This is a genomic window from Streptomyces cellostaticus (genome assembly GCF_023630175.1).
In the GTDB taxonomy this organism is placed as follows: Bacteria; Actinomycetota; Actinomycetes; order Streptomycetales; family Streptomycetaceae; genus Streptomyces; species Streptomyces cellostaticus_A.
The window spans coordinates 175,614-198,888 of sequence record NZ_JALLIN010000006.1 but is presented as its reverse complement, the minus strand read 5'-3'; the positions used below and the strand labels follow the sequence as shown (position 1 = coordinate 198,888).

Annotated in this window: 21 protein-coding genes and 3 pseudogenes; 12 read left to right on the top strand and 12 right to left on the bottom strand. The window is 74.1% G+C overall.

The genetic code is table 11. The features are described from left to right. The first annotated feature begins 111 nt into the window (after positions 1–111). Positions 112–957: a spermidine synthase gene (locus MXD57_RS06070; RefSeq protein WP_250400246.1), complete on the top strand. Its 846-nt coding sequence runs from the start codon at positions 112–114 to the stop codon at positions 955–957. Here the strand turns inward: MXD57_RS06070 and MXD57_RS06065 are convergent. Next, a pseudogene (locus MXD57_RS06065) lies at positions 919–1,200 on the bottom strand (MFS transporter); the annotation flags it as partial. The gene MXD57_RS06070 and the pseudogene MXD57_RS06065 sit on opposite strands and share 39 nt — an antisense overlap. Positions 1,201–1,361: 161 nt before the next feature. Between MXD57_RS06065 and MXD57_RS06060 the strand changes: the two are divergent. Further along, positions 1,362–1,626: pseudogene (locus MXD57_RS06060) on the top strand (transposase); the annotation flags it as partial. On the opposite strand, the gene MXD57_RS06055 reads toward MXD57_RS06060, so the two are convergent. The 7 genes and pseudogenes from MXD57_RS06055 to MXD57_RS06025 all read right to left on the bottom strand — a co-directional run bounded on the left by MXD57_RS06055 (position 1,627) and on the right by MXD57_RS06025 (position 8,919). Further along, positions 1,627–2,646, bottom strand: coding sequence for a 3-oxoacyl-ACP synthase III family protein (locus tag MXD57_RS06055; protein ID WP_250400245.1), 1,020 nt, complete (start codon positions 2,644–2,646; stop codon positions 1,627–1,629). Next, positions 2,643–3,296 (bottom strand): SRPBCC family protein, encoded by a 654-nt coding sequence (locus MXD57_RS06050; RefSeq protein WP_250400244.1) that lies wholly within the window; start codon positions 3,294–3,296, stop codon positions 2,643–2,645. Before MXD57_RS06050 ends, MXD57_RS06055 begins: the two co-directional genes overlap by 4 nt. After that, the gene (locus MXD57_RS06045; RefSeq protein ID WP_250400243.1) at positions 3,268–5,019 is read right to left on the bottom strand and encodes a thiamine pyrophosphate-binding protein; all 1,752 of its coding nucleotides are present in this window, start codon (positions 5,017–5,019) and stop codon (positions 3,268–3,270) included. Before MXD57_RS06045 ends, MXD57_RS06050 begins: the two co-directional genes overlap by 29 nt. Next, complete coding sequence (locus MXD57_RS06040; protein WP_441350701.1) at positions 5,016–6,032, bottom strand: GlxA family transcriptional regulator; 1,017 nt, start codon at positions 6,030–6,032, stop codon at positions 5,016–5,018. Before MXD57_RS06040 ends, MXD57_RS06045 begins: the two co-directional genes overlap by 4 nt. A 229-nt stretch (positions 6,033–6,261) precedes the next feature. After that, positions 6,262–6,587 (bottom strand): annotated as a pseudogene (locus MXD57_RS06035) (MFS transporter); the annotation flags it as partial. 75 nt (positions 6,588–6,662) lie between these two features. Beyond that, the gene (locus MXD57_RS06030) at positions 6,663–7,682 is read right to left on the bottom strand and encodes a hypothetical protein (RefSeq protein WP_250400241.1); all 1,020 of its coding nucleotides are present in this window, start codon (positions 7,680–7,682) and stop codon (positions 6,663–6,665) included. Between the two features lie 280 nt (positions 7,683–7,962). Next, the gene (locus MXD57_RS06025) at positions 7,963–8,919 is read right to left on the bottom strand and encodes a hypothetical protein (RefSeq protein ID WP_250400240.1); all 957 of its coding nucleotides are present in this window, start codon (positions 8,917–8,919) and stop codon (positions 7,963–7,965) included. A 70-nt stretch (positions 8,920–8,989) separates the two neighbouring features. Between MXD57_RS06025 and MXD57_RS06020 the strand changes: the two genes are divergently transcribed. Further along, a complete protein-coding gene (locus MXD57_RS06020) occupies positions 8,990–9,448 on the top strand; it encodes a DUF4442 domain-containing protein (RefSeq protein WP_250400239.1) in 459 nt (152 codons plus the stop codon). Positions 9,449–9,612: 164 nt separating this feature from the next. Here MXD57_RS06020 and galU read toward each other — a convergent pair whose 3' ends face one another. After that, positions 9,613–10,584, bottom strand: a complete 972-nt coding sequence (gene galU / locus MXD57_RS06015; RefSeq protein ID WP_250400238.1) for a UTP--glucose-1-phosphate uridylyltransferase GalU — start codon at positions 10,582–10,584, stop codon at positions 9,613–9,615. A 387-nt stretch (positions 10,585–10,971) separates the two neighbouring features. On the opposite strand from galU, the gene MXD57_RS06010 reads away from it, so the two are divergent. Beyond that, complete coding sequence (locus tag MXD57_RS06010) at positions 10,972–12,261, top strand: hydrolase (protein WP_250400237.1); 1,290 nt, start codon at positions 10,972–10,974, stop codon at positions 12,259–12,261. Here the strand turns inward: MXD57_RS06010 and MXD57_RS06005 are convergent. Beyond that, a complete protein-coding gene (locus MXD57_RS06005) occupies positions 12,239–13,090 on the bottom strand; it encodes a lysylphosphatidylglycerol synthase transmembrane domain-containing protein (RefSeq protein WP_374114657.1) in 852 nt (283 codons plus the stop codon). The genes MXD57_RS06010 and MXD57_RS06005 overlap by 23 nt on opposite strands. A 424-nt stretch (positions 13,091–13,514) precedes the next feature. On the opposite strand from MXD57_RS06005, the gene MXD57_RS06000 reads away from it, so the two are divergent. Beyond that, entirely contained in the window at positions 13,515–14,153 is a 639-nt protein-coding gene (locus MXD57_RS06000; RefSeq protein WP_250400235.1) for a DedA family protein, read from the top strand. A gap of 14 nt (positions 14,154–14,167) precedes the next feature. Here MXD57_RS06000 and MXD57_RS05995 read toward each other — a convergent pair whose 3' ends face one another. Next, entirely contained in the window at positions 14,168–14,695 is a 528-nt protein-coding gene (locus MXD57_RS05995) for a gamma carbonic anhydrase family protein (protein ID WP_250400234.1), read from the bottom strand. 108 nt (positions 14,696–14,803) lie between these two features. Between MXD57_RS05995 and MXD57_RS05990 the strand changes: the two genes are divergently transcribed. Together MXD57_RS05990 and MXD57_RS05985 are read left to right on the top strand one after the other, a co-directional pair. Next, positions 14,804–15,583: an acyltransferase gene (locus tag MXD57_RS05990; RefSeq protein WP_250400233.1), complete on the top strand. Its 780-nt coding sequence runs from the start codon at positions 14,804–14,806 to the stop codon at positions 15,581–15,583. A gap of 64 nt (positions 15,584–15,647) precedes the next feature. After that, entirely contained in the window at positions 15,648–16,220 is a 573-nt protein-coding gene (locus MXD57_RS05985) for a helix-turn-helix domain-containing protein (RefSeq protein ID WP_250400232.1), read from the top strand. A 199-nt stretch (positions 16,221–16,419) separates the two neighbouring features. Here the strand turns inward: MXD57_RS05985 and MXD57_RS05980 are convergent, their stop codons facing one another. Next, positions 16,420–16,824: a CoA-binding protein gene (locus MXD57_RS05980; RefSeq protein ID WP_250400254.1), complete on the bottom strand. Its 405-nt coding sequence runs from the start codon at positions 16,822–16,824 to the stop codon at positions 16,420–16,422. A gap of 140 nt (positions 16,825–16,964) precedes the next feature. Here MXD57_RS05980 and MXD57_RS05975 point away from each other — a divergent pair, with 140 nt between their 5' ends. The 5 genes from MXD57_RS05975 to MXD57_RS05955 all read left to right on the top strand — a co-directional run bounded on the left by MXD57_RS05975 (position 16,965) and on the right by MXD57_RS05955 (position 23,271). Further along, positions 16,965–17,756, top strand: coding sequence for a hypothetical protein (locus MXD57_RS05975; RefSeq protein ID WP_250400231.1), 792 nt, complete (start codon positions 16,965–16,967; stop codon positions 17,754–17,756). Next, on the top strand, positions 17,753–18,304 hold the full coding sequence (locus tag MXD57_RS05970; RefSeq protein WP_250400230.1) for a SixA phosphatase family protein: 552 nt from the start codon (positions 17,753–17,755) through the stop codon (positions 18,302–18,304). The genes MXD57_RS05975 and MXD57_RS05970 overlap by 4 nt, the downstream gene beginning before the upstream one ends. Before the next feature lie 60 nt (positions 18,305–18,364). After that, positions 18,365–18,991, top strand: coding sequence for a YigZ family protein (locus tag MXD57_RS05965; protein ID WP_250400229.1), 627 nt, complete (start codon positions 18,365–18,367; stop codon positions 18,989–18,991). Positions 18,992–19,120: 129 nt separating this feature from the next. After that, positions 19,121–20,284, top strand: a complete 1,164-nt coding sequence (locus MXD57_RS05960) for an exonuclease SbcCD subunit D (protein WP_250400228.1) — start codon at positions 19,121–19,123, stop codon at positions 20,282–20,284. Beyond that, positions 20,281–23,271: an AAA family ATPase gene (locus tag MXD57_RS05955; RefSeq protein WP_250400227.1), complete on the top strand. Its 2,991-nt coding sequence runs from the start codon at positions 20,281–20,283 to the stop codon at positions 23,269–23,271. The genes MXD57_RS05960 and MXD57_RS05955 overlap by 4 nt, the downstream gene beginning before the upstream one ends. The last annotated feature ends 4 nt before the right edge of the window (positions 23,272–23,275 follow it).

The window sequence follows — 23,275 nt, the reverse complement described above, 5'->3', positions numbered from 1 at the left end:
TCGGCCGGTTGGGGCGGGGGGGGGGGGGCCCCGGGCGGGGGGGCGGCGGGGGGCGGGGGGCGCCGCGGCCCCGCGCGCCCGGGGGCGCCCCGGCCCGGTGACAATGGTGGTGTGAGTGAAGCCATACCCGTGACCCGGGCCGTCGATCACGGCACCGCCAAGCTGATGCCCGACGTCGACCGGGAGCGGGCCTGGCTGCTGACCGTGGACGGGGCGCCGCAGTCGTACGTCGACCTCGACGAGCCCGGCCACCTGGAGTTCGAGTACGCGCGGCGGCTCGGGTTCGCCCTCGACCTGGTGGACGGGCCCGGGCGCCCGCTGGACGTGGTGCACCTCGGCGGCGGGGCGCTCACGCTGCCCCGCTACCTCGCCGCCACCCGTCCCGGCTCCCGGCAGCAGGTCGTCGAGGCCGACCGGGCGCTGCTGGAACTGGTCGTCGAGCGGCTGCCGCTGCCCGCGGGCTCGGGGGTCGTGCCGCACGCCGCCGACGCGCGGGCCTGGCTCGAGGCGGCGCCGTCCGACTCGGCCGACGTGATCGTCGCCGACGTCTTCGGCGGCTGCCGGGTCCCGGCCCACCTGACGTCGCTCGCCTACGCGCGGCAGACCGAGCGGGTGCTGCGGGCCGGCGGGGTCTATCTGGCCAACCTGGCCGACGGCGCGCCGTTCGCATTCCTGCGCTCCCAACTGGCCACGTTCGCGGCCGTGTTCGAGCAGCTCGCGTTGGTCGCCGAGCCGGGTGTGCTGCGCGGGCGGAGGTTCGGCAACGCGGTCCTCGTGGCCTCGCACCGACCCTTCGACACGGCCGGCCTGGCCCGGCGGGCCGCCGCCGACGCCTTCCCGGCCCGCGTGGAACACGGCGCCGGGCTGCGGAACTTCACCGGTGACGCGCGCCCGGTCCAGGACGCCGAGGCCGTCGCCTCACCCGAGCCCCCCGACGGGGCTTTCGGCATCGGCTGAGGAAGGCCGGGGCAGCGTCGTCCGCGTGGTGCGCCGGGTCAGCGTGCGCACCTCGGGGACCGGCAGGACCAGGCCGGTGACCGCGACGACCAGGCCCGCGCATCCCCACAGCGACGCCGTCCGGCCGAAGACGGCCTCCGCGGGGCCGGCCGGCGCGGTGGCGAGCGGCATCAGGGACACCGAGCCGAACTACGCCGCCACCCGCGACAGCCCGTCCTCGGGGATCTCCTGGTGCAGCGCGCTGCACCTCAACGGAAGTGACCACTGGCGTCGCACCTCCCACCTCCACGGTCCTCAGCGGCTTGGCCATGTCTCGTCCCTATCCCGCTGCCTGGAGGGGGTGTGTCCAGCGAGTGGCCCTGTCTCACATTCGGTGGGGACGAACGGTGATGAGGGGTCGTTGACTGTTGCGCATCCCGCTGCCCACCGGGCGGGTACCTCGCGTGATCGGTGTCGACGATCTCGCCCTGCACCGGCGACCGCTGTGCCACCGCGGTGATCGACGCTGAGACCCCTGAGCGGATCGATGTGCTGGCCGACCGGACCGCCGACACGTTGGAGGCGTGGCCGCTCGAGCATCCGGGCGTCGAGGTCGTGTGCCGCGACGGCTCGACCACGTACGCCGTGGCCGTCCGTCGCGCACTGCGCAGCGCGGTGCGGGTGCATGACTCAGTCCCGTCCGCCGTGCCAGCGAACGGCGACGGCACCGGCGAAGTCGCCCGCGTGGGCGAAGCCCCCGAGCACCATGAGGTCGCCGTCCGCCACCTGTCGGGAGCCGATCGCGCGGTCCAAGGTGATCGGGATGGCCGCGCCGAACAGATTCCCGTACTCGTCGAAGGTGTTCAGGTGCCGTTCGGCCGGCAGTTGCAGCGCCTCGCGCCAGTTCCGCAGGAACGTACGGTTGGGCTGGTTGGTGATGAGGACGTCGATGTCGGCGCTCGCCACGCCGAGCCGCTGACACAGGTCCATGACCACCTCGGGTACGAGGCGGTTCCCGCGTGCCAGGACCTTGGCGACGCTTGCGTCGGTGAACCCGATCCGCAGTTGGGACTCTCCCGGCTCCCAGTACTTGCGCCCGTCCTCGACCGCCACGGTCATGTCGCCGGCGTACTCGCCGATGTGCCGGGTCTCCACGTCGAGAACCGGTGACTGTGCCGACGTCGTCACGAACGCCACACCGCACCCGTCGCCCGGGATCGCGGCCTGGGCGAGTTTGCGCACCTCGGACTGGGTGAACCATTGCCCCGCGGCGCTTTGCGCGTTGCAGATCAGCGCGGTCTTCGCGTCGGTGGTGGTGAGGATCTGCCGAGCCATCTTCACCATGTACACAAAGGACGCGCAGCCCGCGTTGGCCACGTCGACAAGCCACTCCGGGTTCAGGCCCAGCCGACGCGCCACCTCGGTTCCGGCGCCCACGAACGGCAGGTCCGGCAACTGGCTGTGCACCAAAAGCACGTCGACGGCTCGGATCTCCGCCCCGCCGTGCCGCTCGATCAGGGGTTGTACGGCCCGTTCGATCATGTCCGCGTTCGTCTCGTCCGCGGCCACATGGTGCCGTGACGGCGGGACCTTGAACATGGGGTGGTTGCGGAGCTTGTCCTCGGCTCCGGGGTACTCGGTGTAGAACCCCGCGGGGACCGGCTCGCCGGGAAGATAGCTCGCTACGTCGGTGAGGCTGACCGTCGTCATCGCGCCACCGTCCTGGCCGGAGTCACGCTGACGGGCAGGCCGCTCCGGTGGCGGTGTTCCAGGATCGCCTTGAGATTGTTCATCTCCAAGGTGTGCCCCGCATAGAAGAGGTCCCAGTAGTCTCCCACCCAGGGCCGGTCCGGGCGCGGCGCCTTCCCGGGATGCGGGTTGGTGTCGTAGTAGGGGTGCCGGCAGTTGGTCCACGTGATCACCGAACCGGGCTTGTCGAGCACCAGGCGGGCCGGGACGACACGCATCAGGTAGATCATCCACAGCTTCTCGCCCTGGTCCCACGAGCAGTGGTAGTCCACGGTCATGGCCTCGGGGTTGGCGACCACCTCGCAGTAGATCCTGGTGTCGTCCTCCAGCCGGTCGTGACCGACCCACAGTCCCGGGGTGCCGCTGGGCGCGAAATCCCGCAGGCTGCAGGTCCATTCCTCCAGATGGTGCCCCTGGCGCAGGTAGTCGTAGGCCTGCTCCGGAGGGCAGTCGACGTACTCGTGGATGGTGCAGTACTGCCCGTAGACCTGGTGGTGGGGGTAGACCGCGTGGGTGAGCTCCATGCAGTGGGCGGTCAGTTCCTGCTTGTCGGCGTTCTCGATCCGGATCAGACCGGGGATGTCAGCCAACGTGGACGATTCCTCGCTCATCTGAACCCTCCTTGCTCTTGGTGGCTTCGGTGAAGGACTGGAAGGGAAGGAACGGCGGGATCTCCCATGGATCGCAGGACACCGCGACGAAGGCCGGGCCGCCGCCCGCGTTGCTCTGCATCAGTGCCGTGCGCAGTTGTGCCGCGTCGCCGGCTCCCGTGGCCTCCAACGACGGGAAGGCGGCGGCCACTCCGGCGGCTATATCGGTCGGGGCGAACAGGTCGTCGCTGCGGACGCCGCCCTGGAGGAACTCCTCGCGCAGCGCGCACATGGCGTGGGCGTTGTTGTTGAAGATCACGAACGTGACGGGTGCGTCGTACTCCACGGCGGTGTGCACCTCCATCCCGTGCATGAAGAAGGCCCCGTCGCCGGCGAGGACGTAGGTGCGCCGACCGGTGGCGAGCGCGGCGCCGATGCCGGCACCGAAGGTGTAGCCCATGCCACCCATGCCGAGCGCCACCACGAAGCGGCCGTGGCGCGGTGCCGGGAGGAGGTGGATCGCGCTGGCGCCCGTGTTGCCGGCGTCCACGAAGACGTGTGCGTCCTGGGGGAGTGCCGCCTCCACCGCGGCGACCGCCTGGTCGTGGGGGACGGTCCGTTCCCGGTCCCGGAAGAGCGGACCCGGCATGGGCGAGGGAAGGGGGCCGGAGTGCGGCGGGCAAGGACGTGGGTGCGGCGGCAGCCGCACGGTCACCGCGCGCAGCGCGTCGCGCAGATCGCCACCCAGTGCGATGCCTGCCACGAACGGTGGTTCGGGGCCGAGGCAGACGACGTCGGTGGCGGCCAGGGCCCGGTCGAGGCCGCCGCGTGCCAGGAGCGGCAGTCGGGTACCGACCAGCAGACACAGGTCGGCCCGCCGCAGACAGTCTTCGACGTTGGCGTGGCCCATCACCCCGGCTACGCCGGCGAATCGGGGGTCACGGTTGTCGAAGACGTCCTTGGCGTCCGGGGTGACCGCTACCCATGCCCCGAGGCGCTGGGCCAGTTCGGCCAGTTCCCCACGCGCGTCGTCGGCGGCAACGCCCTCACCGGCGATGACGAGGACGCGACCGGCCCCGTGCAGGGCGTCCGACACGGCGCCGACGGCGGCTGTGTCGAGCCGCGCCGTGGATGTTGTCGCGCGGGCGCCCGATGTGGGGGCCACGGCGCGAGCGGGCACCTGGACGCGCGCCTGCTGCACGTCCTTGGGTAGCAACAGCACGGCCGGCCCGCGCGGATCGGCCTGCGCCGCCGCGATCGCCAGGGGCAGCAACTCCGTGAGCGAGGAAGCGTCATCGACCCGGGCACAGAACCGGGAGACGGGCGCGAAGACCTCCCTTGCGTCGAAGGAGCCCGCCTTGCCGCTGGAGTCCTGGAACGCCCCGTGCCCTTCCTGGCCGGTCGGCGGCTGACCCACCAGGGCCAGCACGGGCACCCGGGACGCGTACGCCTCCGCCAGGCCCGGTACGAGATTCATCGCCCCGCCGCCCGAGGTGGCGGCAACAACGCCGAGGCGCCTGGTGACACGTGCGTATCCGTCGGCCATGGTGACGGCGGAGAACTCGTGTTTGGCGACGACGCCGCGGACGGCGCCGCCGCGATGCACCGCGTCATAAAGGTCCTCGATGTTCGCGCCGCCGACGCCGAACATGTGGGTGACGCCGGCCCTGGCGAGTTCTCCGGCCAGATAGTCGACCGCCCGTACCGTTCCTGCCTCGCGTAATTCCGAGGTTGCGGTGGTCATACGGGGCTTCCCTCCCTCTCGTGGTGCCGGTCGATGAGGCCTGATGGCGAGATGACCTGAAAGCGGTGCCGGTATTCCTTGGGGGTCAGTCCCAGGGTTCGTCCGAAGGAGCGGAAGAACGTCTCGGTGGCGGCGAAGCCGCAGCGGCCGGCTATCTGGCCGATCGTCAGGTCCGTCGTCTCCAGCAGCTCGCGAGCGCGAGCGATACGCGTCCGCTCGACGTACTGGCCGGGTGTCGTGCCCACCTCGCGCCGGAAGACCCGGGCGAAGTTGCGCTGACTCATGTTGGCCTGCCGTGCGATCTCGGCCACGGGCAGCGGGTTGTCCAGGTTGTCGAGAATCCACTCCTGTGCCGCCCGGATCGGCGGATGGTCGGCCAACTGGGCGTCGAGGACGGCGCTGTACTGGGACTGCCCTCCGTGTCGCTTGAGGAACAGCACCAGAAACCGTGCCGCCTCCAGCGCGAGCGCCGATCCGTGATCCGCCTCCACCAGGGCCAGCGCCATGTCGATGCCCGTCGACACGCCCGCGGAGGTCACGAAGGGACCGTCCCAGACGAAGATCGGCTCGGCGTCCACCGTCACATCCGGATAGCGGCACGCCATCGCCTCGCTGTACGCCCAGTGAGTGGTGGCACGTCTGCCGTCGAGGAGGCCCGCCTCGGCCAGCAGGAAGGATCCGCCGCATACAGAGGCGACTCTGCGCGACCGGGCCGCTGCCTCGCGGATCCAGGACACGAGCGCCTGGTCCCGGAGCGCGTTGCCGACACTCCAGCCGCCCGGCACGAGAAGCGTGTCGATCGGGCCCTGCCCCGCTTCCAGTGGCGATGCCCCGACCACCACCCCCGAACTCATGCGCACCAGCGGTGCGTCGGCGGACACGAAGTCGGTCCGGTAGGGCGTGCCCGAGGGGCCCAGGAGCCGGTTCGCGGTATCGAACACTTCAATCGGTCCGGTGACGTCCAGGGCCATCGCGCCCGTGTACACCACCACAACAACACGTCGCTCCAACACAGTCACAGCCTGTATCGAACGCCGTACTGGCTGCAATGACAGATTACTGACGTTTCCGGCCAACAAGCGGTGTGGACCACGTACGAACCGCGCTGGCAAGGCGGTTCGCGCGCTGAGCAGGCAGCGCTGAGTGAGGCAGTTCACAGGGCGTCGGTGCGGGTGCACGCTGCATCGGTTCGGGCCGGAGTGTGTGTGAGGCTTCCACGCCCACGCCGCCGGAGGTCCGTGAGCCGGTCGGTACCAGCACCGCGAAGGCAGCCTGGGAGAGGCAGTTGAGCGAGTTGGCGGCGACCATCACCCGGTGCCGGGGCAGCCGGTCGGCGACCGCGCCGGCGAGGAGCAGGAACACCACGAGCGGCAGGGTCCGGGACGCGGCCACCAGACCGACGTCGCCCCCGTCCCCGCCCGCGTCCAGTACCGCGAACGCGGCCGCGATCAGCGACCGGTTCGCGCCGAGCCCGCGGTCACGACGGCCGCGCTCGTCAGCAGCGGGTGGTTGCGGCCGGTCCAGGCGGATCCGCGCAGCCGGGCTGTGGCGTCGCCGGTGGAGTCCACCGGGTGACCATCGCCGCTCGCCACCCGGTGCGCCAACCGGATCAACCGCCCTCCACCGCCGCCGCGCCCGGCCGCTCAGCTCTCCGTCGGGTCGCCGTGCAGCCGTACCGTGCTGAGGATCTTCATGATCGTCTTGGTGTCGATCTCGTCGTCCACGCCCTTGGCGCCGTAGAAGTCGAACGAGACGATGTCGTCCGCCGAGTTCTTGAAGGCGAAGGACAGGGCCTTGCCGTCGCTCGCGCACTTGCCCTTCTGCGGGCTGTTGCTGGAGCGGGCCCACGCGTAGGCGCCCTCGATCCCCGACGCGGTCTTGTACGGCGTCGCCTTCTTGTCGAAGGTGATGCTCTTCTTGTCCGGCTGCGTGAAGCCGCCGTAGACGTACCACGGCACCCGGGTGACCGCGGCCTGCTCCGGGCTCTTCGCGCCGCTCTCGCCGCGGGTGCCGGCCACCGCCAGCGCGGAGTCCTCGGGCTTGCCGTCCTTGTCGCTGTCGGTCGTGCACCACTTCGACTTGTACGTGGCCGGAGCGGACACGGAGGTGATCAGCTTGTCGTCGTCGGCGTGGTCCTCCATGAAGATGGAGACGTCCGTGGAGTCGATCGCCCAGTCCGCGGGGACGTCGAACGCCGTGCCGAACTTCGGGTTGACGACGACCTTCCACCCCGCGACCGTGGGCTTCTCGGTGGCGTCGCCGCGCGGGTTGTCCTCCGGCGCGGACGAGGACCCGGAGGGCTCGGGGGCCGGCGAGTGGCCGGTCTTCCCGGTGCCCTTGCCGTTGCCGGCCTCGTCGTCCTTCGAGCCCCCGAGGACCAGGTAGCCGGTCACGCCCGCAGTGACGACGACGGCGGTGGCCGCGACGATCGCGATCAGTTTCGTCCGGCCGCCGCTACCGCCGCCACCCTGCGGGGGCTGCGGCTGTGGTGTTCCGGTGGGCCCGGGCTGTCCCCACTGCGGCTGCTGCCCGTACGGGTTCGCCTGCGGGTACTGCTGGTACCCGGGCTGCTGGTACGGATTCGGCTGCTGGTAACCCGGCTGCTGGTACGGGTTGTTCTGCGGGTTCTGCGCGCCCCCGGGCGGCTGCTCTCCTGGCCACATGGCCAGCAACCCTAATGGTCCCGCGGAAACGATTCGGTCACCGGCCCTCGTCAGGGGCGTACCGAAACCGCGGCACCCCGGGCCGCTCGTCCGGAGCGGGCCCGGAGCCGGCCGGTGGAACCTGAGGGCGGTCCCGCGATCCCCGGCGGGCGCACGACGACGGCCACGGTCCCCCGGGTCGTCGGATCGCCCGGACACGTTCAGGACGAGAACGCGCCCGTCTCGCGACTCCCCGCATCCGACGCCGTGCACCGATCCACCGGGGACTGCCGGGCGGCCCTCAGGGCTTGTACAGCCGGACCGTGGCCATGATCTTGCGCACGGTCGTGTCCGGAACCTCTTCCGAGACACCCGCGGCACCGACGAAGGACCACGCGAGGAACGCGCCGTCGGCGTCCTTGAAGGCGAACGTGGTCGCCTTGCCGTCGTAGTCGCACTTGCCGTGCTTGGGCACCCCGGACGAGCGCGAGGTGGCGACGCTGCCCGTGACGCCGGACGCGGTGGTGTACGAGGTGACCGGTCCGGTCCGCACCGACTTGTGGTCCGGCTGGGTGTACCAGCCGTAGACCCAGTTCGCGGACTCCTGGCGGGCCATCCTCGCGGTGTCGGTGGCGTCCTTGTCGCCGCGTGTGCCGACGTCGGCCAGCGGGTCGTAGTCGGTCCGGCCGTCCTTGTCGTCGTCCGAACCGCACCACTTCTCCTTCAGCACGGCGGGGGCCTTCATGCCGGCCAGCACCTTCTCGTCGGGGTCCGAGTCGTCGGTGACGTAGGTGACCCAGGTCCTGGCCCGCACCCGCCACTCGGGGGGGACGTCGAAGGCGATGCCGGTGTCCGGGTTCACCACGACCTTCCAGCCGGCGACGGTCGGCTTCTCGGCGCTGCCGGCCGAGCGCGGGTCGTCCTCCCCGGAGGGGGAGGCGGAGGCGGAGGCCGTGGGAGGCGCGGAGGACGCGGTCGGGCCGGGACGGGCCTCGTCCCCCTTCTCGCCGCCGAGCAGGAGGAATCCGGTCACGCCGGCCGCCACGACGACGGCGGTGGCCGCGGCGATCGCGACGAGTTTCGTCCGGCCACCGCCGCCGCCCTGCGGGGGCTGCGGCTGTGGTGTTCCGGTGGGCCCGGGCTGTCCCCACTGCGGCTGCTGCCCGTACGGGTTCGCCTGCGGGTGCTGCTGATACCCCGGCTGGTGGTACGGGTTGTGCTGCTGGCCGCCCCCGGGCGGCTGTTCCCCTGGCCACATGGGCCGCAACGATACAGCGGTGATCAACACGGCACTGGTCAGCCCTGCTACTCGTGAGTAACATGTCTGCATGAGCGCAGACCAGATGACCGTCGGCGAGATGCTCGCCGCCACCGTGCCGATGGCCCGGACCCTGAACCTGGAGTTCCGGGAGACCTCTCCGGAGCGAGCCGTGGTGTTCCTGCCGGACCAGGGCGACTTCCACAACCACGTGGGCGGCCCGCACGCCGGCGCGATGTTCACGCTCGGGGAGTCGGCCAGCGGCGCCATCGTGCTGGCCGCGTTCGGCGACCAGCTCTCGCGCGCCGTGCCGCTCGCCGTCCGGGCCGAGATCGCCTACAAGAAGCTGGCGATGGGCGCCGTCACGGCGACGGCGACCCTCGGCCGGCCGGCCGCCGAGGTCGTCGCCGAACTGGACGCGGGCAAGCGGCCCGAGTTCCCGGTGGCGATCGAGATCCGGCGCGCGGACGGGGCGGTGACCGGCGAGATGCGGGTCGTGTGGACCCTGCGCCCCAACCAGCAGGACTGACCCGCGGCCAGGGCCCGGCCGACGGCGCCCGCCCGCTCCGCGGACGGGCGCAGGGCGGGAGTTCGCGGAGCGGGCCGCGGGAGTTGGCAGGCGGGCTCCGGGGGAGGGGCCCAGGACCCCGGTCGCGGCCCGGTCCGTGCGAACCCCGCTCCTCCCGCCCCGGCTCAGGCGGCGCGGCGGCGCTCCCGGCCGTCCGCCCGGGCCGCCCCGGCCTCCGGGCCGTCCTCCAGCGCCGCCACGAACTCGCGCAGCCAGGAACGGAATCCGGGACCGAGATCCGGGCGGGCACAGGCCATGCGGACCACCGAACGCAGGTAGTCGGACTTGTCGCCGGTGTCGTAGCGCGCGCCGTCGAAGACGACCGCGTGCACCGTGCCGGCCGCCGCCAGTTCCCGCAGGGCGTCGGTGAGCTGGATCTCGCCACCGCGGCCGGGCCGGGTGCGCTCCAGGACCCCGAAGACGGCCGGGTCGAGGACGTAGCGGCCGATGACCGCGTACCGGCTCGGCGCCTCCTCGCGCGACGGCTTCTCGACCAGGTCGGTGACGCGCACGACGCCGTCCTCACCGGCCGCCTCGACCGCCGCGCAGCCGTAGAGGTGGATCTGCGCCGGGTCGACCTCCATCAGCGCCACCACACTGCCCGCGTACCGTTCGCGGACGTCCAGCATCCGGCTGAGCAGGGACTCGCGCGGGTCGATCAGGTCGTCCCCGAGCAGGACGGCGAAGGGCTGGTCCCCGACGTGGGCACGCGCGCAGAGCACCGCGTGCCCCAGACCGAGCGGGTCGCCCTGCCGGATGTGGTGGATGTCGGCGAGCCGCGCCGGGTCGCGGACGGCGTCCAGGCGCACGGTGTCGCCCTTGGCGGCCAGGGCCTGTTCCAGCTCCAGGGCGTGGTCGAAGTGGTCCTCGATGGCCCGCTTGTGCCGGCCGGTGACCATCAGTACGTCGTCGAGCCCGGCCGCCGCGGCCTCCTCGACGACGTACTGGATGGCCGGCTTGTCGACCACCGGCAGCATCTCCTTCGGCGTCGCCTTGGTGGCGGGCAGGAAGCGGGTGCCGAGCCCGGCGGCCGGGACGACCGCCTTGCGCACCGGACGGGGGGAGGCGGATGTGGCCGGGGGGTGGGAGGTGATCATGCGGCCATGCTGCGGCAGGACGTTGGGAGCGGGCCCGGAGGAACTTCGGAACCGGCTGTGGACGGCCGTCCCGTACACGGCCGGGCGGTCGCAGATTTCGTCACCGGGTCTTCGGCGTGCGGAAGTCGGCCGTCGCCCGACCCGGGCTTCGCGCACGGCTGTGGATACCTTCGGTAACTATTCTTCAATTCCCGGACGTTGCCGCCGAGGCCATTCGAACTCCTTGTTCACTGCGATGTGATTGTGCCAAGGTGAGCCCTCCCCCGAGGGGTTGAGGCCGGAGTGGACCCATGGCCGGCCCCTCGGGCGCGCACCGACGCGGCGCCGCTTTCCGACAGGACGCCAATCCGTAGGCCGCCGTCCCGCGGCTGGAAAGGAATGGGTTCCGTGCAGTCCCCTCACCCCCCACACCCGCCGTTCCCGTCCCGCCCCGGCTCCCCGCCGGGGGAGTCCGACCGCATCCTCGCCGCCCGGCTGGGCGGCCCCCCGGCCGGCCGGCACGATGCCGTCGCCCTGTTGCTGGCGCGGCACTGGCGGGCCACCTTCGACTACGCCGCCGTCTGTCTGGCCGCCGCCGGTTCGTCGGCTCGGCTGGTGGCCTCCGCGGCCTTCCAGCAGGTCCTTGGGCGGCCGGCGAGCGGAGCAGCCGGGGGCGCGCTGCGCCCACGGCTGCTCGCGGCCGTCCGGGACACCGTCCGCGCCTGGGCCGCCGACGAGGCCGCGTGCGTGGTCCTGCCGGAGCTGCGCAAGCCCGCCGGCGGCCGCGGACTGCGTGCGACGCCGCCCGGCACGCCCGAAAGGGGGCGAGTGGCCGAACGCGCTTTCCACGCCCTTCCCGGGGCTTCACAGTGCCTTCTGTGGCATACCGAGGTCGAGGCGGAATCCATAAACATACCCGCTGGTCTGCTGGGTATGGACACGGCCACCGCCGCTATCGCACTGCGACGGGCCCGAGTGGAATTCCGGGCGGGCTGCCTGCGCGCCCACCGGGAACTCGCGCCCTCGGCCGAATGCCGTTTCTACAGCCGCCTGCTGGACGATCCCATTCCCGTGGGCGGAGCTCCGCCCACGGATCTGCGACGGCATCTCACCCGCTGCTCCCACTGCCGGCACGCCGCCGAACAGCTGAGCCGCTTCGAGGGCGGAGCCGGTGTCCTGATCGCCGAGAGCGTGCTCGGCTGGGGCGCCCGGCGCTACCTCGACTCCCGCCCCGGCCGGGCCGCCCACGAGGGGTCCCGGGGCCACGCCGGGCACCCGGCGGCGACCCGCCGGCCCGGCGCCGCACCGCAGTGCGGGCGATCCCGCACCACGCTCGCGGTCGGCGTCGGCCTGGCCTCGCTGGGACTGCTCGCCACCGCCCTGGTGGCCGTGGGCGGCCCGACGACAACGCTGTCCCGCACGCCGCGCCCACCCTGGGCGCCCCCGCCGGCCGCCCGGACAGCCCCACCGCCACCGGCACCGGGCCACCCGCCGAGCCCTCGGACACGTCCTCGGCCGCCGCTGCGGCCGGAGGGCGGGTCGGGACCGCCCGCGGCGGTCTGCCCGACCGTCCCGCCGGGCCGAACCCCGAGGCGCGCGGAACCACCGAAGCCCGGGCGGGCGCCGGGGGACGGGAACCGCCCGGAACCGTCGTGCTCGCGCGGTGCCGCCGCGCTCAAAGCGCCTTGGCCCGGATGAGCGCCGACAGGGTCAGGGCGCCCGGCAGCAGCGGAAGCCAGTCGTTCAGCACCCGGTGACCGATCACGGTCGCGGCGGCCACCGCCGGCACGGCGCCGAACGACACGAGCGTCCAGACCAGGGCCGCGTCCACCGCCAGACCCCCCGGCGCCGGCACGGCCCCCGCGGCGGTACCCGCCGCGAGATGGGCGAGCGCCACCTGCTCCCAGGGCAGCCCCAGCCCCAGCGAGGTACCGACGCAGACCAGCGCGCCGGCCTGGACGAGCGGCATCGCCACCGCCCCGCCCCACAGTGCGAACACCCGGCCGGGCCGGCCGTGCACGGTCCGCACGCCGGTGAGGGCGGCGCGCACCAGGCCCGCCACCGGCCGCCGCACCGGCCGCACCACTGTCAGCAGCACCCCGGCGACGGCGAGCGCGCCGCCCGCGGCCGCGGCGGCGGGTACCGGTACCGGGCCGTCCGGGACCAGCTCACCGAGTCGGCGGCGAGCGGGGCAGGCCGCCAGGAAGGCCAGCATCACCAGCGTCCTCGCCACGGACCGCGCCAGCGAGTACAGGCCGATCGACGCGGTCGCGCGGTCCAGGGGCACGCCCCGGGCGCGCAGGAAGCGCAGCGTCACGGCGTGCGCGCCGAGACCGCCCGGCAGCACGTGGTTCGCCGCACCGGCGGCGAACTGCGAGGCCAGCAGGAGCCCCGGCGGCAACCGGTCCGGGAGCGCGCCCTGCCGGACGCAGGAGGCCGCCACCCAGGTGAGGCAGGTGAGACCGGCCCCGGCGGACAGCCACCCCGGGTCGGCCGCGGCCAGCCGGGCGGCCCCCTCGGACGCCACCGGCCGATGGGCCAGCGCCCAGCACCCGGCGAGCAGTACGGGGGACAGGCACAGGGCCCACCGGACGGGCCGGGCGGCCGGCGGGGAGGCGCGGCGCGCGGGAGGCCGCGGCGGTGGGCGGGAGGGCGGGGGGAGCGGCGGGGACGGGGACGGTGAGGACACGAGGACGACGTCCTTCCGCATCGGGCCCGGCGGGGGAGCTGCGAGGGCCAGGAAGAGGCGGACCGGTGGAGCCTCGGGGAGCCTTTCCCTCCCGCGTGACACCGAGGTGGCCGGGAAGCGACGGGGCGAGGGCGCGGCGGTGCCCCGCGGCCCGTGGGCGCGGGCCGCCGTTCAACGCCGACCAGGTAGCCTTCCCCTGGGGCGCGTTGCGCACGCCGCGCCCCGCGTACGGACAGGGACAGCGACTCGGGAGGAACCGGCGGTGCACGTCCAGGAGTGGCTCGACACGGTGCCCGCTGCCGCCGTCTACGCCGTGGTGGCCCTGGTGATCGGCCTGGAGAGCCTGGGGATCCCGCTTCCGGGCGAGATCGTCCTGGTCTCGGCCGCGCTGATGTCCTCCCAGCACACGGGCATCAACCCGGTCGTGCTCGGCGCGTGCGCGACCGCCGGTGCCGTCATCGGCGACTCCATCGGCTACGCGATCGGCCGCAAGGGCGGACGCCCGCTGCTGGCCTGGCTGGGGAGGAAGTTCCCGCGGCACTTCGGCGAGGGCCATGTCGCCACCGCCGAGCGGTCCTTCGAGAAGTGGGGCATGTGGGCCGTGTTCTTCGGCCGCTTCGTCGCCCTGCTGCGCATCTTCGCCGGACCGCTCGCCGGCGTGCTCCACATGCCGTACTGGAAGTTCCTCATCGCCAACGTCCTCGGCGGCATCTGCTGGGCCGGCGGCACCACCGCCGTCATCTACTACGTGGGCGTCGTCGCCGAGGACTGGCTCAAGCGTTTCTCGTACCTGGGCCTGGCCGCGGCGGTCCTGATCGGGCTGGCCTCGATGCTGGTCCTCAAGCGCCGCGCCAGGAAGGCCCAGGCACGGGAGCCGGAGCCGGTGCCCGCCGGGGAGTGAGCCCGCCCGGGCGCCTACCCGTGCACCCCGCGATGGGTCCTCGCCAGCTCCGCGTACAGCGTGCCGTTGAGGGTGACCCCCTGCCGCTCCTCCTCGGACAGTTCGCGCCGCACCTTCGCGGGCACTCCTGCCACCAGTGACCCGGGCGGCACGACCATCCCCTGCGGGACCAGGGCCTGGGCCGCCACCAGGGAGCCCGCCCCGATCACCGCCCCGTTCAGCACGGTCGCCCCCATCCCGACCAGGCAGTCGTCCTCCACGGTCGCTCCGTGCACCACCGCGTTGTGCCCGATGGAGACCCGCTCCCCGACGGTCACCGGGAAGCCGGGGTCGGCGTGCAGGGTGACGTTGTCCTGCACGTTCGCGTCGGCGCCCACGGTGATCCGCTCGACGTCCCCGCGCACCACGGCGCCGTACCAGACGCTGGCCCCCGCGCGCAGCGTGACGTCCCCGATCACCGAGGCCGTGGGCGCCACGAACGCCTCCGCGTCGACCTGCGGTTCCTTCCCTGCGATGCCCACGATCAGCGCCTTGTGCGTCATCACCGTCTCCTCGTCCGCCGTAGTACTGCGCACGCTACGTCAGGACTGGGGCAAAGATCACAGCGGCCCACGCCCTCGCCCCGGGCTCCCGCTGAGTAACGTGAGCCCGTGCCGAAGCGCAGGAACACGTTCTCATCCCGGCGGCGGGGCCTCGCCCAGCGCGCCGTCCACGCGGTCTGGGCGTGGGCGCAGCGCGCGGGGTCCGTCAGCGCGGAGCACCCCGGGAGGTTCCGCTTCGGCTCGCTGGGACCGGTCACCAGGCTGGCCTTCCCGCTGGGCACCGTCTTCGGCGAGCCCTGGATCCACATCGGCTCGCACTGCATCATCGCCGAGCAGGTCACGCTGACCGCCGGCTTGATGCCGGACCTCGACCTCGGTCCCGACCCGATCCTGCGCATCGGCGACGGGGTCGTCCTCGGCCGCGGCAGCCATGTCATCGCCGACACGACGGTCACCATCGGCAGCGACTGCTACTTCGGGCCGTACGTCTACGTCACCTCCACCAACCACTCCTACGACGACCCGCACGAGCCCATCGGCAGGCAGTGGCCGCGCATGGAGCCGGTCGAGATCGGCCCGGGCTGCTGGATCGGAACCGGCGCGGTGATCCTGCCCGGAGCGAGGATCGGCCGGAACGTGGTGGTGGCGGCCGGCGCGGTGGTGCGCGGCACGGTGCCCGACCACGCCGTCGTGGCGGGGGCGCCCGCCCGGGTCGTGAGGCGCTGGACGCCCGAGGACGGCTGGCAGCCGCCGCTGCGGACCCCGGCTCCGGTGCCGCCGCCGGAGGGGATCACCCCGGGGCAGTGGCGGGCGCTGGCCGATCTGGACGAGGAAGGGGTCGCGGAGCTGGCACGGCTGGAGGCCGAGGTGCTGGAGGCCGAGGGCTGAGGCGACCGGTCGCCGGGGGATACTGCTCGGTACAGTTTGCTGAACCCCGGACATTGGACGGATCGTGTCGGACCTCGAACTCCTGACCCAGTCCCTGGCCCGCAACGTGCGGCACTGGCGCGCGGTGCGCGGCTTCACGCTGGACGTCCTCGCCGCCCGGGCCGGAGTCAGCCGCGGGATGCTCATCCAGATCGAGCAGGCCCGCACCAACCCGAGCATCGGCACCGTCGTCAAGATCGGTGACGCGCTCGGGGTGAGTGTCACCACCCTCCTCGACTACGAGCGGGGCCCCAAGGTCCGCATCGTCCCCGCCGAGCGCGCCGTACGGCTGTGGCACACCGAGGCCGGCAGCTACAACCGGCTGCTGGCCGGGACCGAGGCCCCCGGGCCGCTGGAGATCTGGGACTGGCGGCTGATGCCGGGCGAGAACAGCCCCTCCGAGCCCCACCCCGCCGGAACCGTCGAACTGGTCCATGTCACCGCGGGCGAGCTGACGCTCACCGTGGACGGCGAGGAGTACCGCGTGCCGGCCGGCGCGAGCGCCTCCTTCGAGGCCAATGTGCCGCACCTGTACGGCAACCGGGGTGACGTGCCGATGGAGATGATGATGGCCGTCTCGGTGCCGCCCGTCCTCTGAGACGGCGGCCCGCCGGCCGGGGCGCCTTGTCGGCGTGCGGCCATGCGCGCACCCGTCGGAGACTTCGAGACCGCCCTTCCCGCCCCGGACTGCCTGGCCGCGCGCACGGCGCCGGTGGCCGACGCCGTGCACGGGTGGCGGGGCAGCGCCGCCGCCGACCGGTCAGCGGCGCATGGTGGGAAGAAGCTGAGGCAGTCCCCTACAGGCGGGGAATCTCGATCGCCGGGCAGCGGTCCATCACCATGTCCAGCCCGGCGGCCCGGACCCGCTCCCCGGCCTCCTCGTCGACGACGCCGAGCTGGAACCACACCGCTCTGGCGCCCTTCGCCACCGCCTCGTCGGCGACCGCGCCGGCCAGCTCGCTGTTGACGAACACGTCCACCACGTCGACCTCGAAGGGGATCTCCGCGAGCGAGGCGTAGCCGGGCTCGCCGTGCACCGTCTCCGCCTTCGGATGCACCGGCACGACGCGCTTGCCGAACCGCTGCAGCACCCGTGCCACGCCGTGGGCGGCCCGCCGCCGGTTCGCGGACAGGCCGACCACGGCCCAGGTGTCCCCCACCTCGGTCAGGATCCTGCGGATCGTCGCCTCGTCGCCGTACACGGCCGCCTCCTCGTGCTGCGGGGGAACTGTCGTCGGGGCAACAGCACCCACCGGGCGCTGATTCCCCCGGTTCCCCGCCACGGCGCCGGAATCGGCCCAAGGTGCCCACGTCCGGCCGCCGCCGCGCCTACGCTCGGGCCGTGCTGCGCATCCTCGACGCCCGAACCGGTGAGTCCGTCTCCGCCGCGCCCGCCCGCCGCGGCCTGACCCGGATCGAGGCCTACGCCTCCGGCCTGGACCTGACCGCCCTGCGGGTCCTGCTCACCGCCGATGTCCTCGTCCGCGCCCTGGAACTCGGCGGCACCCCCGTCTGGACCATCCTCACCGCGCCCCGGCGGCTCGCCGAACTCCGCGCGGCCGCCACCACCCTGTCCGTCCGTCCCTTCGAGGACGGCCGTGACCTCGCCTCCGGCCTGGGGGAGGCCCAGGTCCTGCACGTGACGGGGGAGCGGGACACGGCGCCGGGCTCGGGAACCGTGGTGGCCGTCGCTCCGGTGACCTGGACGGGGGAGCCGCCGGGGCCGGCCGCGGCGGCGCCGCCCGGTGCCCCGGCGGCCGACGCGGCGCTGCGCGCCCTCCTCTCCGCCGGCGCGGACTCCGGCGCCCTCCGGCTCGCGCTCCTCTCCGTCCCGCGCGCCGCGCCCGCGGCGCTCGACACCGAACGGCTGGGTGAGGCGGCGCGCACGCTCGCCCGGTGGCGGCGGGCCGTGGCGGGGTGGGCGCGGCAGCCCTCGCGGCCGGTGCCGGAGGAGGTGCGAAGGCGGCTGCGGGCCGCCTGGGAGGACGACCTCGACCTGCCCGGGGTGCTGGGCGTGCTGGGCGACGTGGAGTGCGCCCGGGGCATCCCGGACGGGGCACGGTTCGAGACGTACGCGTACGCCGACCGGCTGCTCGCACTCGACCTCCCGCGGGATCTCGGGAGCCTCGGATGATCGAGCGGGCGGGCGCGGGCCCGCTGCGGCGGCTGGTCGTGCTGCGGCACGCCAAGTCTGCCTGGCCGGAGGGGGTCGCGGACCACCGGCGTCCGCTGGCGGCACGCGGTCTGCGGGACGCCCCGGCCGTCGGCCGCGCGCTCGCCGAGGCCGACTGCCTGCCCGACCTCGCCCTGTGCTCCACCGCCGTGCGCGCCCGCCGCACCTGGGAGCTGGCCTCCGCGCAGTGGGGCACCCCGCCCCCGGTCCGCTACGACCCGAGGCTGTACGGGGCCGCCGTGCCGGACCTGATGGAGGCCGTGCGCGAGACGCCGCGCGAGGTCGAGACGCTGCTGCTGGTCGGGCACAACCCCGGACTGGAGGAACTGGTCCTCGAACTGGCCGGGGACGGGCTCGACGACACCCTGGAGCGGGTGCGCGCGAAGTTCCCGACGTCCGCGCTCGCCGTCCTGGCCTGGCGCGGCACCGGCTGGCCGGCCCTCGTCCGGGGCGGGGCCCTGCTGACGTCGGTCACCGTGCCGCGCGGGAGGAAGGGCGGGGAGCGGTAGCCCGCGGGTGCGGCCCGCACCGTGAACAGGGCGACAGCGGTGCTCGCATAGGCTGGCCGGATGCAGGACGAGTACCGCACGGTCGCCCGCGCGGGCGTGCACGAGATCGAGATCAACCGTTCCCGCTTCCTGTGCGCCCTCGCGCCGGCGGCCACCGAGCGGGAGGCCCAGGAGTTCCTCGCGGCCGTCCGCAAGGAGCACGCCGACGCCTCGCACAACTGCTGGGCGTACGTCATCGGCGCGGACGCGGCCGTCCAGAAGGCCGGCGACGACGGCGAACCGGGTGGCACGGCCGGCGTGCCGATGCTGCAGATGCTGCTCCGCCGCGACATGCGGTACGTGGTCGCCGTCGTCACCCGCTACTACGGCGGCGTCAAGCTCGGCGCCGGCGGCCTCATCCGGGCCTACGGCGGCTCCGTCGGCGAGGCCCTGGACACGCTCGGCACGGTCACCCGGCGCCGGTTCCGGCTCGTCACGGTCACCGTGGACCACCAGCGCGCGGGCAGGGTCCACAACGACCTGCGCGCCACCGGACGCGAGGTCCGGGACGTCCGCTACGGCGAGGCGGTCACCATCGAGATCGGTCTGCCGGACGCCGACGTCGAGGCCTTCCGCGCCTGGCTGGCCGACGCGACGGCGGGCACGGCCGCCCTCGAAGTGGGCGGCGAGGCCTACGGGGACGCGTGACGTTCACCGCCCCGATAACGGAAGTAATTCGCCAATCGGGCATAACCCCTGTGGATGGAGGGGGTCATGACGGGCCGATACGGGAGCAACCATCCGTGGTGTCGGACCCGGCCGTTAGTCTCGGGGATCATGCGACTCCTGCACACGTCCGACTGGCACCTGGGCCGGGCCTTCCACCGGGTGAACATGCTCGGCGCCCAGGCCGGGTTCATCGGGCACCTCGTCGACACCGTGCGTGAGCGCGCGGTGGACGCGGTGGTCGTCTCCGGTGACGTGTACGACCGCGCGGTGCCACCGCTCGCCGCCGTCGAGCTCTTCGACGACGCCCTGCACCGCCTCGCGGAGCTCGGGGTGCCCACGGTGATGATCTCCGGCAACCACGACTCGGCCCGCCGCCTCGGCGTCGGCGCCGGACTCATCGACCGCGCCGGCATATACCTGCGCACCGAGCCGGCCGCCGCCGGCACCCCGGTGGTGCTGCGCGACACCCACGGGGACGTCGCCTTCTACGGCCTGCCGTACCTCGAACCCGCCCTCGTGAAGGAGGAGTTCGCGGTCGAGAAGGCGGGTCACGAGGCCGTGCTCGCCGCCGCCATGGAGCGGGTCCGGGCCGACCTCGCCGGCCGCGCGCGGGGCACGCGTTCCGTCGTCCTCGCGCACGCCTTCGTCACCGGCGGACTGGCCAGCGACAGCGAACGGGACATCACCGTCGGTGGGGTGGCCGCCGTGCCGGCCGGGGTCTTCGACGGCGTCGACTACGTGGCGCTCGGGCACCTGCACGGCTGCCAGACCCTCACCGAGCGGGTCCGCTACTCGGGCTCCCCGCTCGCCTACTCCTTCTCCGAGGCCGACCACCGCAAGAGCATGTGGCTCGTCGACCTGGCCGCCGACGGCTCCGTCACCGCCGAGCGCCTCGACTGCCCGGTGCCGCGCCCGCTGGCCCGGCTCAGGGGCACCCTGGAGGACCTCCTCGCCGACCCCGGCCTCAGCCCCCACGAGGACGCCTGGATCGAGGCCACCCTCACCGACGCGGTCCGCCCGGCCGACCCCATGGCCCGCCTCACCGAGCGCTTCCCGCACACCCTCAGCCTGGTCTTCGCCCCGGACCGGGAAGCCGACGACCCGCGCGTCTCGTACGCCCGGCGACTCGCCGGCCGCGGCGACCAGGAGATCGCCGAGGACTTCGTCGCCCACGTGCGCGGCGCCGGCCCCGACGAGCGGGAGGCGGCCGTGCTCCGCGACGCCTTCGACGCGGTGCGCGCCCACGACGCGGTGCGGGAGGTGGCCCGGTGAGACTGCACCGGCTCGACATCACCGCCTTCGGGCCCTTCGGCGGCTCCCAGAGCGTCGACTTCGACGCCCTCTCCGCCGCCGGGCTGTTCCTGCTCCACGGCCCCACCGGCGCCGGCAAGACCTCCGTCCTGGACGCCGTCTGCTACGCCCTCTACGGCACCGTGCCCGGCGCCCGGCAGACCGGCCAGGGCATGAACCTGCGCAGCGACCACGCCGAACCGGGCACGCGCACCACGATCCGCCTCGAACTCACCGTCGCCGGACGGCGGCTGGAGATCACCCGGCAGCCGCCGTGGGAGCGGCGCAAGCTGCGCGGCACCGGCACGACCGTCGACAAGGCCCAGACGTGGCTGCGCGAGTACGACGCACCGGCCGGTACCTGGAAGGACCTCAGCCGCTCCCACCAGGAGATCGGCGAGGAGATCACCCAGCTCCTCGGCATGAGCCGCGAGCAGTTCTGCCAGGTGGTCCTGCTGCCCCAGGGCGACTTCGCGCGTTTCCTGCGCGCCGACGCCGAGGCCCGTGGCCGGCTGCTCGGCCGCCTCTTCGACACCCGGCGCTTCTCCGACGTCGAGAAGCGGCTCGCCGAGCGCCGGCGCGCGAGCGAGGCCCGGGTGCGCGAAGGCGACGCCGCGCTGCTCGCCGACGCCCACCGCATGCAGCAGGAGGCGGGCGACGCCATGGAGCTGCCCGAGCTGGGCCCCGGGGAGCCGGGGCTCGCCGAGGCCGTGCTCGGTGCCGCCGCCGTGGCCCGCAGCACCGCGCGTGAGCGCCTCGCCGTCGCCCAGTGCGGCCTCTCCGCCGCCGAGTCCGCCCACGGCACGGCCCGGCAGGCCCTGGACGAGGCACGCGAACTCGCCCGGCTGCAGGGCCGGTTCGTCGAGGCCCGGCGGCGCGCGGAACGCCTCGAGGCGGAGGCCGGAGCGCACCGCGAGGCGCAGGAGCGGATGGCGCGGGCCCGCAAGGCCGAGACGGTGGCACCCGCGCTCGACCTGCGGAACGCGGCCGAGGACGAGCACCGCGACGCGGCCGGGGCCGAGGCACGCGCACGCGTCGCCCTGCCCGGCCCCCACGCGGGCGACGGCCCCGCGGGCCTCGCGGCCGCCGCCCGCCGGGCCGCCGAGGAACTCGGCGGCCTGGAGTCGGCCCGGCGCGCCGAACGCCGGCTCGCCGAGGCCGCCGAGGAGCGGGCCGGGCTCGACCAGCAGGAGCGCGCCGACGAGGACGTGCTGCGCGAGGCCGAGGCCTGGCTCGCCGACTGGGACACCACCCGCGCGGCCCTGCGGTCCCGCGTCGAATCCGCGCAGGAGGCGGCCACCCGAGCCGAACAGCTCGCCGTCCGGCGCGAACCCGCGCAGCGGCGCCTCGCCGCGGCACGCAGCCGGGACGAACTCGCCTCGGAGCTGGAGCGGGCCCGGAACCTGGCGCTGGCCTCGCGGCAGCGGGCCGTGGACGCCCGCGCACACTGGCTCGACCTGAAGGAACAGCGCCTCAACGGCATCGCCGCCGAGCTGGCCGCGCAGCTCACCGACGGCGAGCCCTGCGCCGTCTGCGGAGCCACCGAGCACCCCGCGCCGGCCGGCCGGACCGCCGGGCACGTCGACCGCGAGACCGAGGAGCGCGCCCTCGCCGACTGCCGGCGGGCCGAGGAACGGCACGCCGAGAACGAGCGGCGCCTCGGCGCCGTCCGCGAGGCGCTGGCCGCCGCCACCGCCGAGGCCGGTGACACCCCGACCGAGCGGCTGGCCGCCGAGGCCGACGCACTCGAGCGTGACTGCGCGGGCGCCCGCCGGGAAGCCTCCGCCCTGCACGCCGCCCACGAGGAGCTGCGCGCGGCCGAGCAGGAGCGCGAGCGGCGCCTGGACGAGCGCCAGCGCGCCGCCGTACGCACCGCCGCACGCCTGACCCGGCGCGAGACCCTGGAGCGCGAGCAGGCCGCACTGGAGCAGGAGCTGACCCGGGCGCGGGGGGCCGCGTCCAGCGTCGCCGCCCGGGCCGCGGAACTGGAGCGGCGGACGGCCCGGCTCACCGAGGCCGCCGACGCCGCCCGTGCGGCCGAGGACGCCGCCCAGCGGCTGAAGGACGCCGACGCCCGCCTCGCCGACGCCGCCTTCCGCGCAGGCTTCGACACCCCGCGGGCGGCGGCCGCCGCCCTCCTGGACGACGCGGCCCACCGCGAACTCCAGCACCGCCTGGACGCCTGGCAGTCCGAGGAGACGGCGGTACGCGCCGCGCTCGCGGAGCCCGGCGCCGCGAGCGCGGCCCGACAGGCCCCCGCGGACCCGGACGCGGCGGAGCGGACGGCGGCCGAGGCGGCACGGCGGCTGCGTGAGGCGGCTTCCGCGCGGGACGCCGCGGACCGCCGCAGCACCGAGCTGGACCGGCTCTCGGCCCGCGCCGCCGACGCGGTGCGCCGGCTGGCGCCCCTGCGCGAGGAGTACGACCGGGTGGCCCGCCTGGCCGCGCTGACCGCGGGCACCTCGGCCGACAACGAACGCCGGATGCGCCTGGAGTCGTACGTGCTGGCGGCCCGCCTGGAGCAGGTCGCCGCCGCGGCCACCGTGCGGCTGCACCGCATGTCCGCCGGCCGCTACACGCTCGTCCACTCCGACGACCGCACCGGACGCGGCCGCAGCGGCCTCGGGCTGCATGTCGTCGACGCGTGGACCGGCCGCGAGCGTGACACCGCCACGCTGTCCGGTGGTGAGACCTTCTTCGCCTCCCTCGCCCTCGCCCTCGGCCTCGCCGACGTCGTCACCGACGAGGCGGGCGGCGTCCGCCTGGACACGCTCTTCATCGACGAGGGCTTCGGCAGCCTGGACGACCAGAGTCTCGACGAGGTCCTGGACGTCCTGGACACGCTGCGCGAACGCGACCGCAGTGTGGGCATCGTCAGCCACGTCGCCGACCTGCGCCGCCGTGTCCACGCCCAACTCGAGGTGGTGAAGGGCAGATCGGGTTCGGCGCTGCGCCAGCGCGCCGGCTGACCCG

Coding starts and splice junctions, on each gene's coding strand:
- MXD57_RS06055 (WP_250400245.1), bottom strand. CDS start 2,646: ATGACGACGGTCAGCCTCACCGACGTAGCGAGCTATCTTCCCGGCGAG.
- MXD57_RS06050 (WP_250400244.1), bottom strand. CDS start 3,296: ATGAGCGAGGAATCGTCCACGTTGGCTGACATCCCCGGTCTGATCCGG.
- MXD57_RS06045 (WP_250400243.1), bottom strand. CDS start 5,019: ATGACCACCGCAACCTCGGAATTACGCGAGGCAGGAACGGTACGGGCG.
- MXD57_RS06030 (WP_250400241.1), bottom strand. CDS start 7,682: ATGTGGCCAGGAGAGCAGCCGCCCGGGGGCGCGCAGAACCCGCAGAAC.
- MXD57_RS06025 (WP_250400240.1), bottom strand. CDS start 8,919: ATGTGGCCAGGGGAACAGCCGCCCGGGGGCGGCCAGCAGCACAACCCG.
- MXD57_RS06020 (WP_250400239.1), top strand. CDS start 8,990: ATGAGCGCAGACCAGATGACCGTCGGCGAGATGCTCGCCGCCACCGTG.
- galU (WP_250400238.1), bottom strand. CDS start 10,584: ATGATCACCTCCCACCCCCCGGCCACATCCGCCTCCCCCCGTCCGGTG.
- MXD57_RS05995 (WP_250400234.1), bottom strand. CDS start 14,695: ATGACGCACAAGGCGCTGATCGTGGGCATCGCAGGGAAGGAACCGCAG.
- MXD57_RS05970 (WP_250400230.1), top strand. CDS start 17,753: ATGATCGAGCGGGCGGGCGCGGGCCCGCTGCGGCGGCTGGTCGTGCTG.
- MXD57_RS05965 (WP_250400229.1), top strand. CDS start 18,365: ATGCAGGACGAGTACCGCACGGTCGCCCGCGCGGGCGTGCACGAGATC.
- MXD57_RS05960 (WP_250400228.1), top strand. CDS start 19,121: ATGCGACTCCTGCACACGTCCGACTGGCACCTGGGCCGGGCCTTCCAC.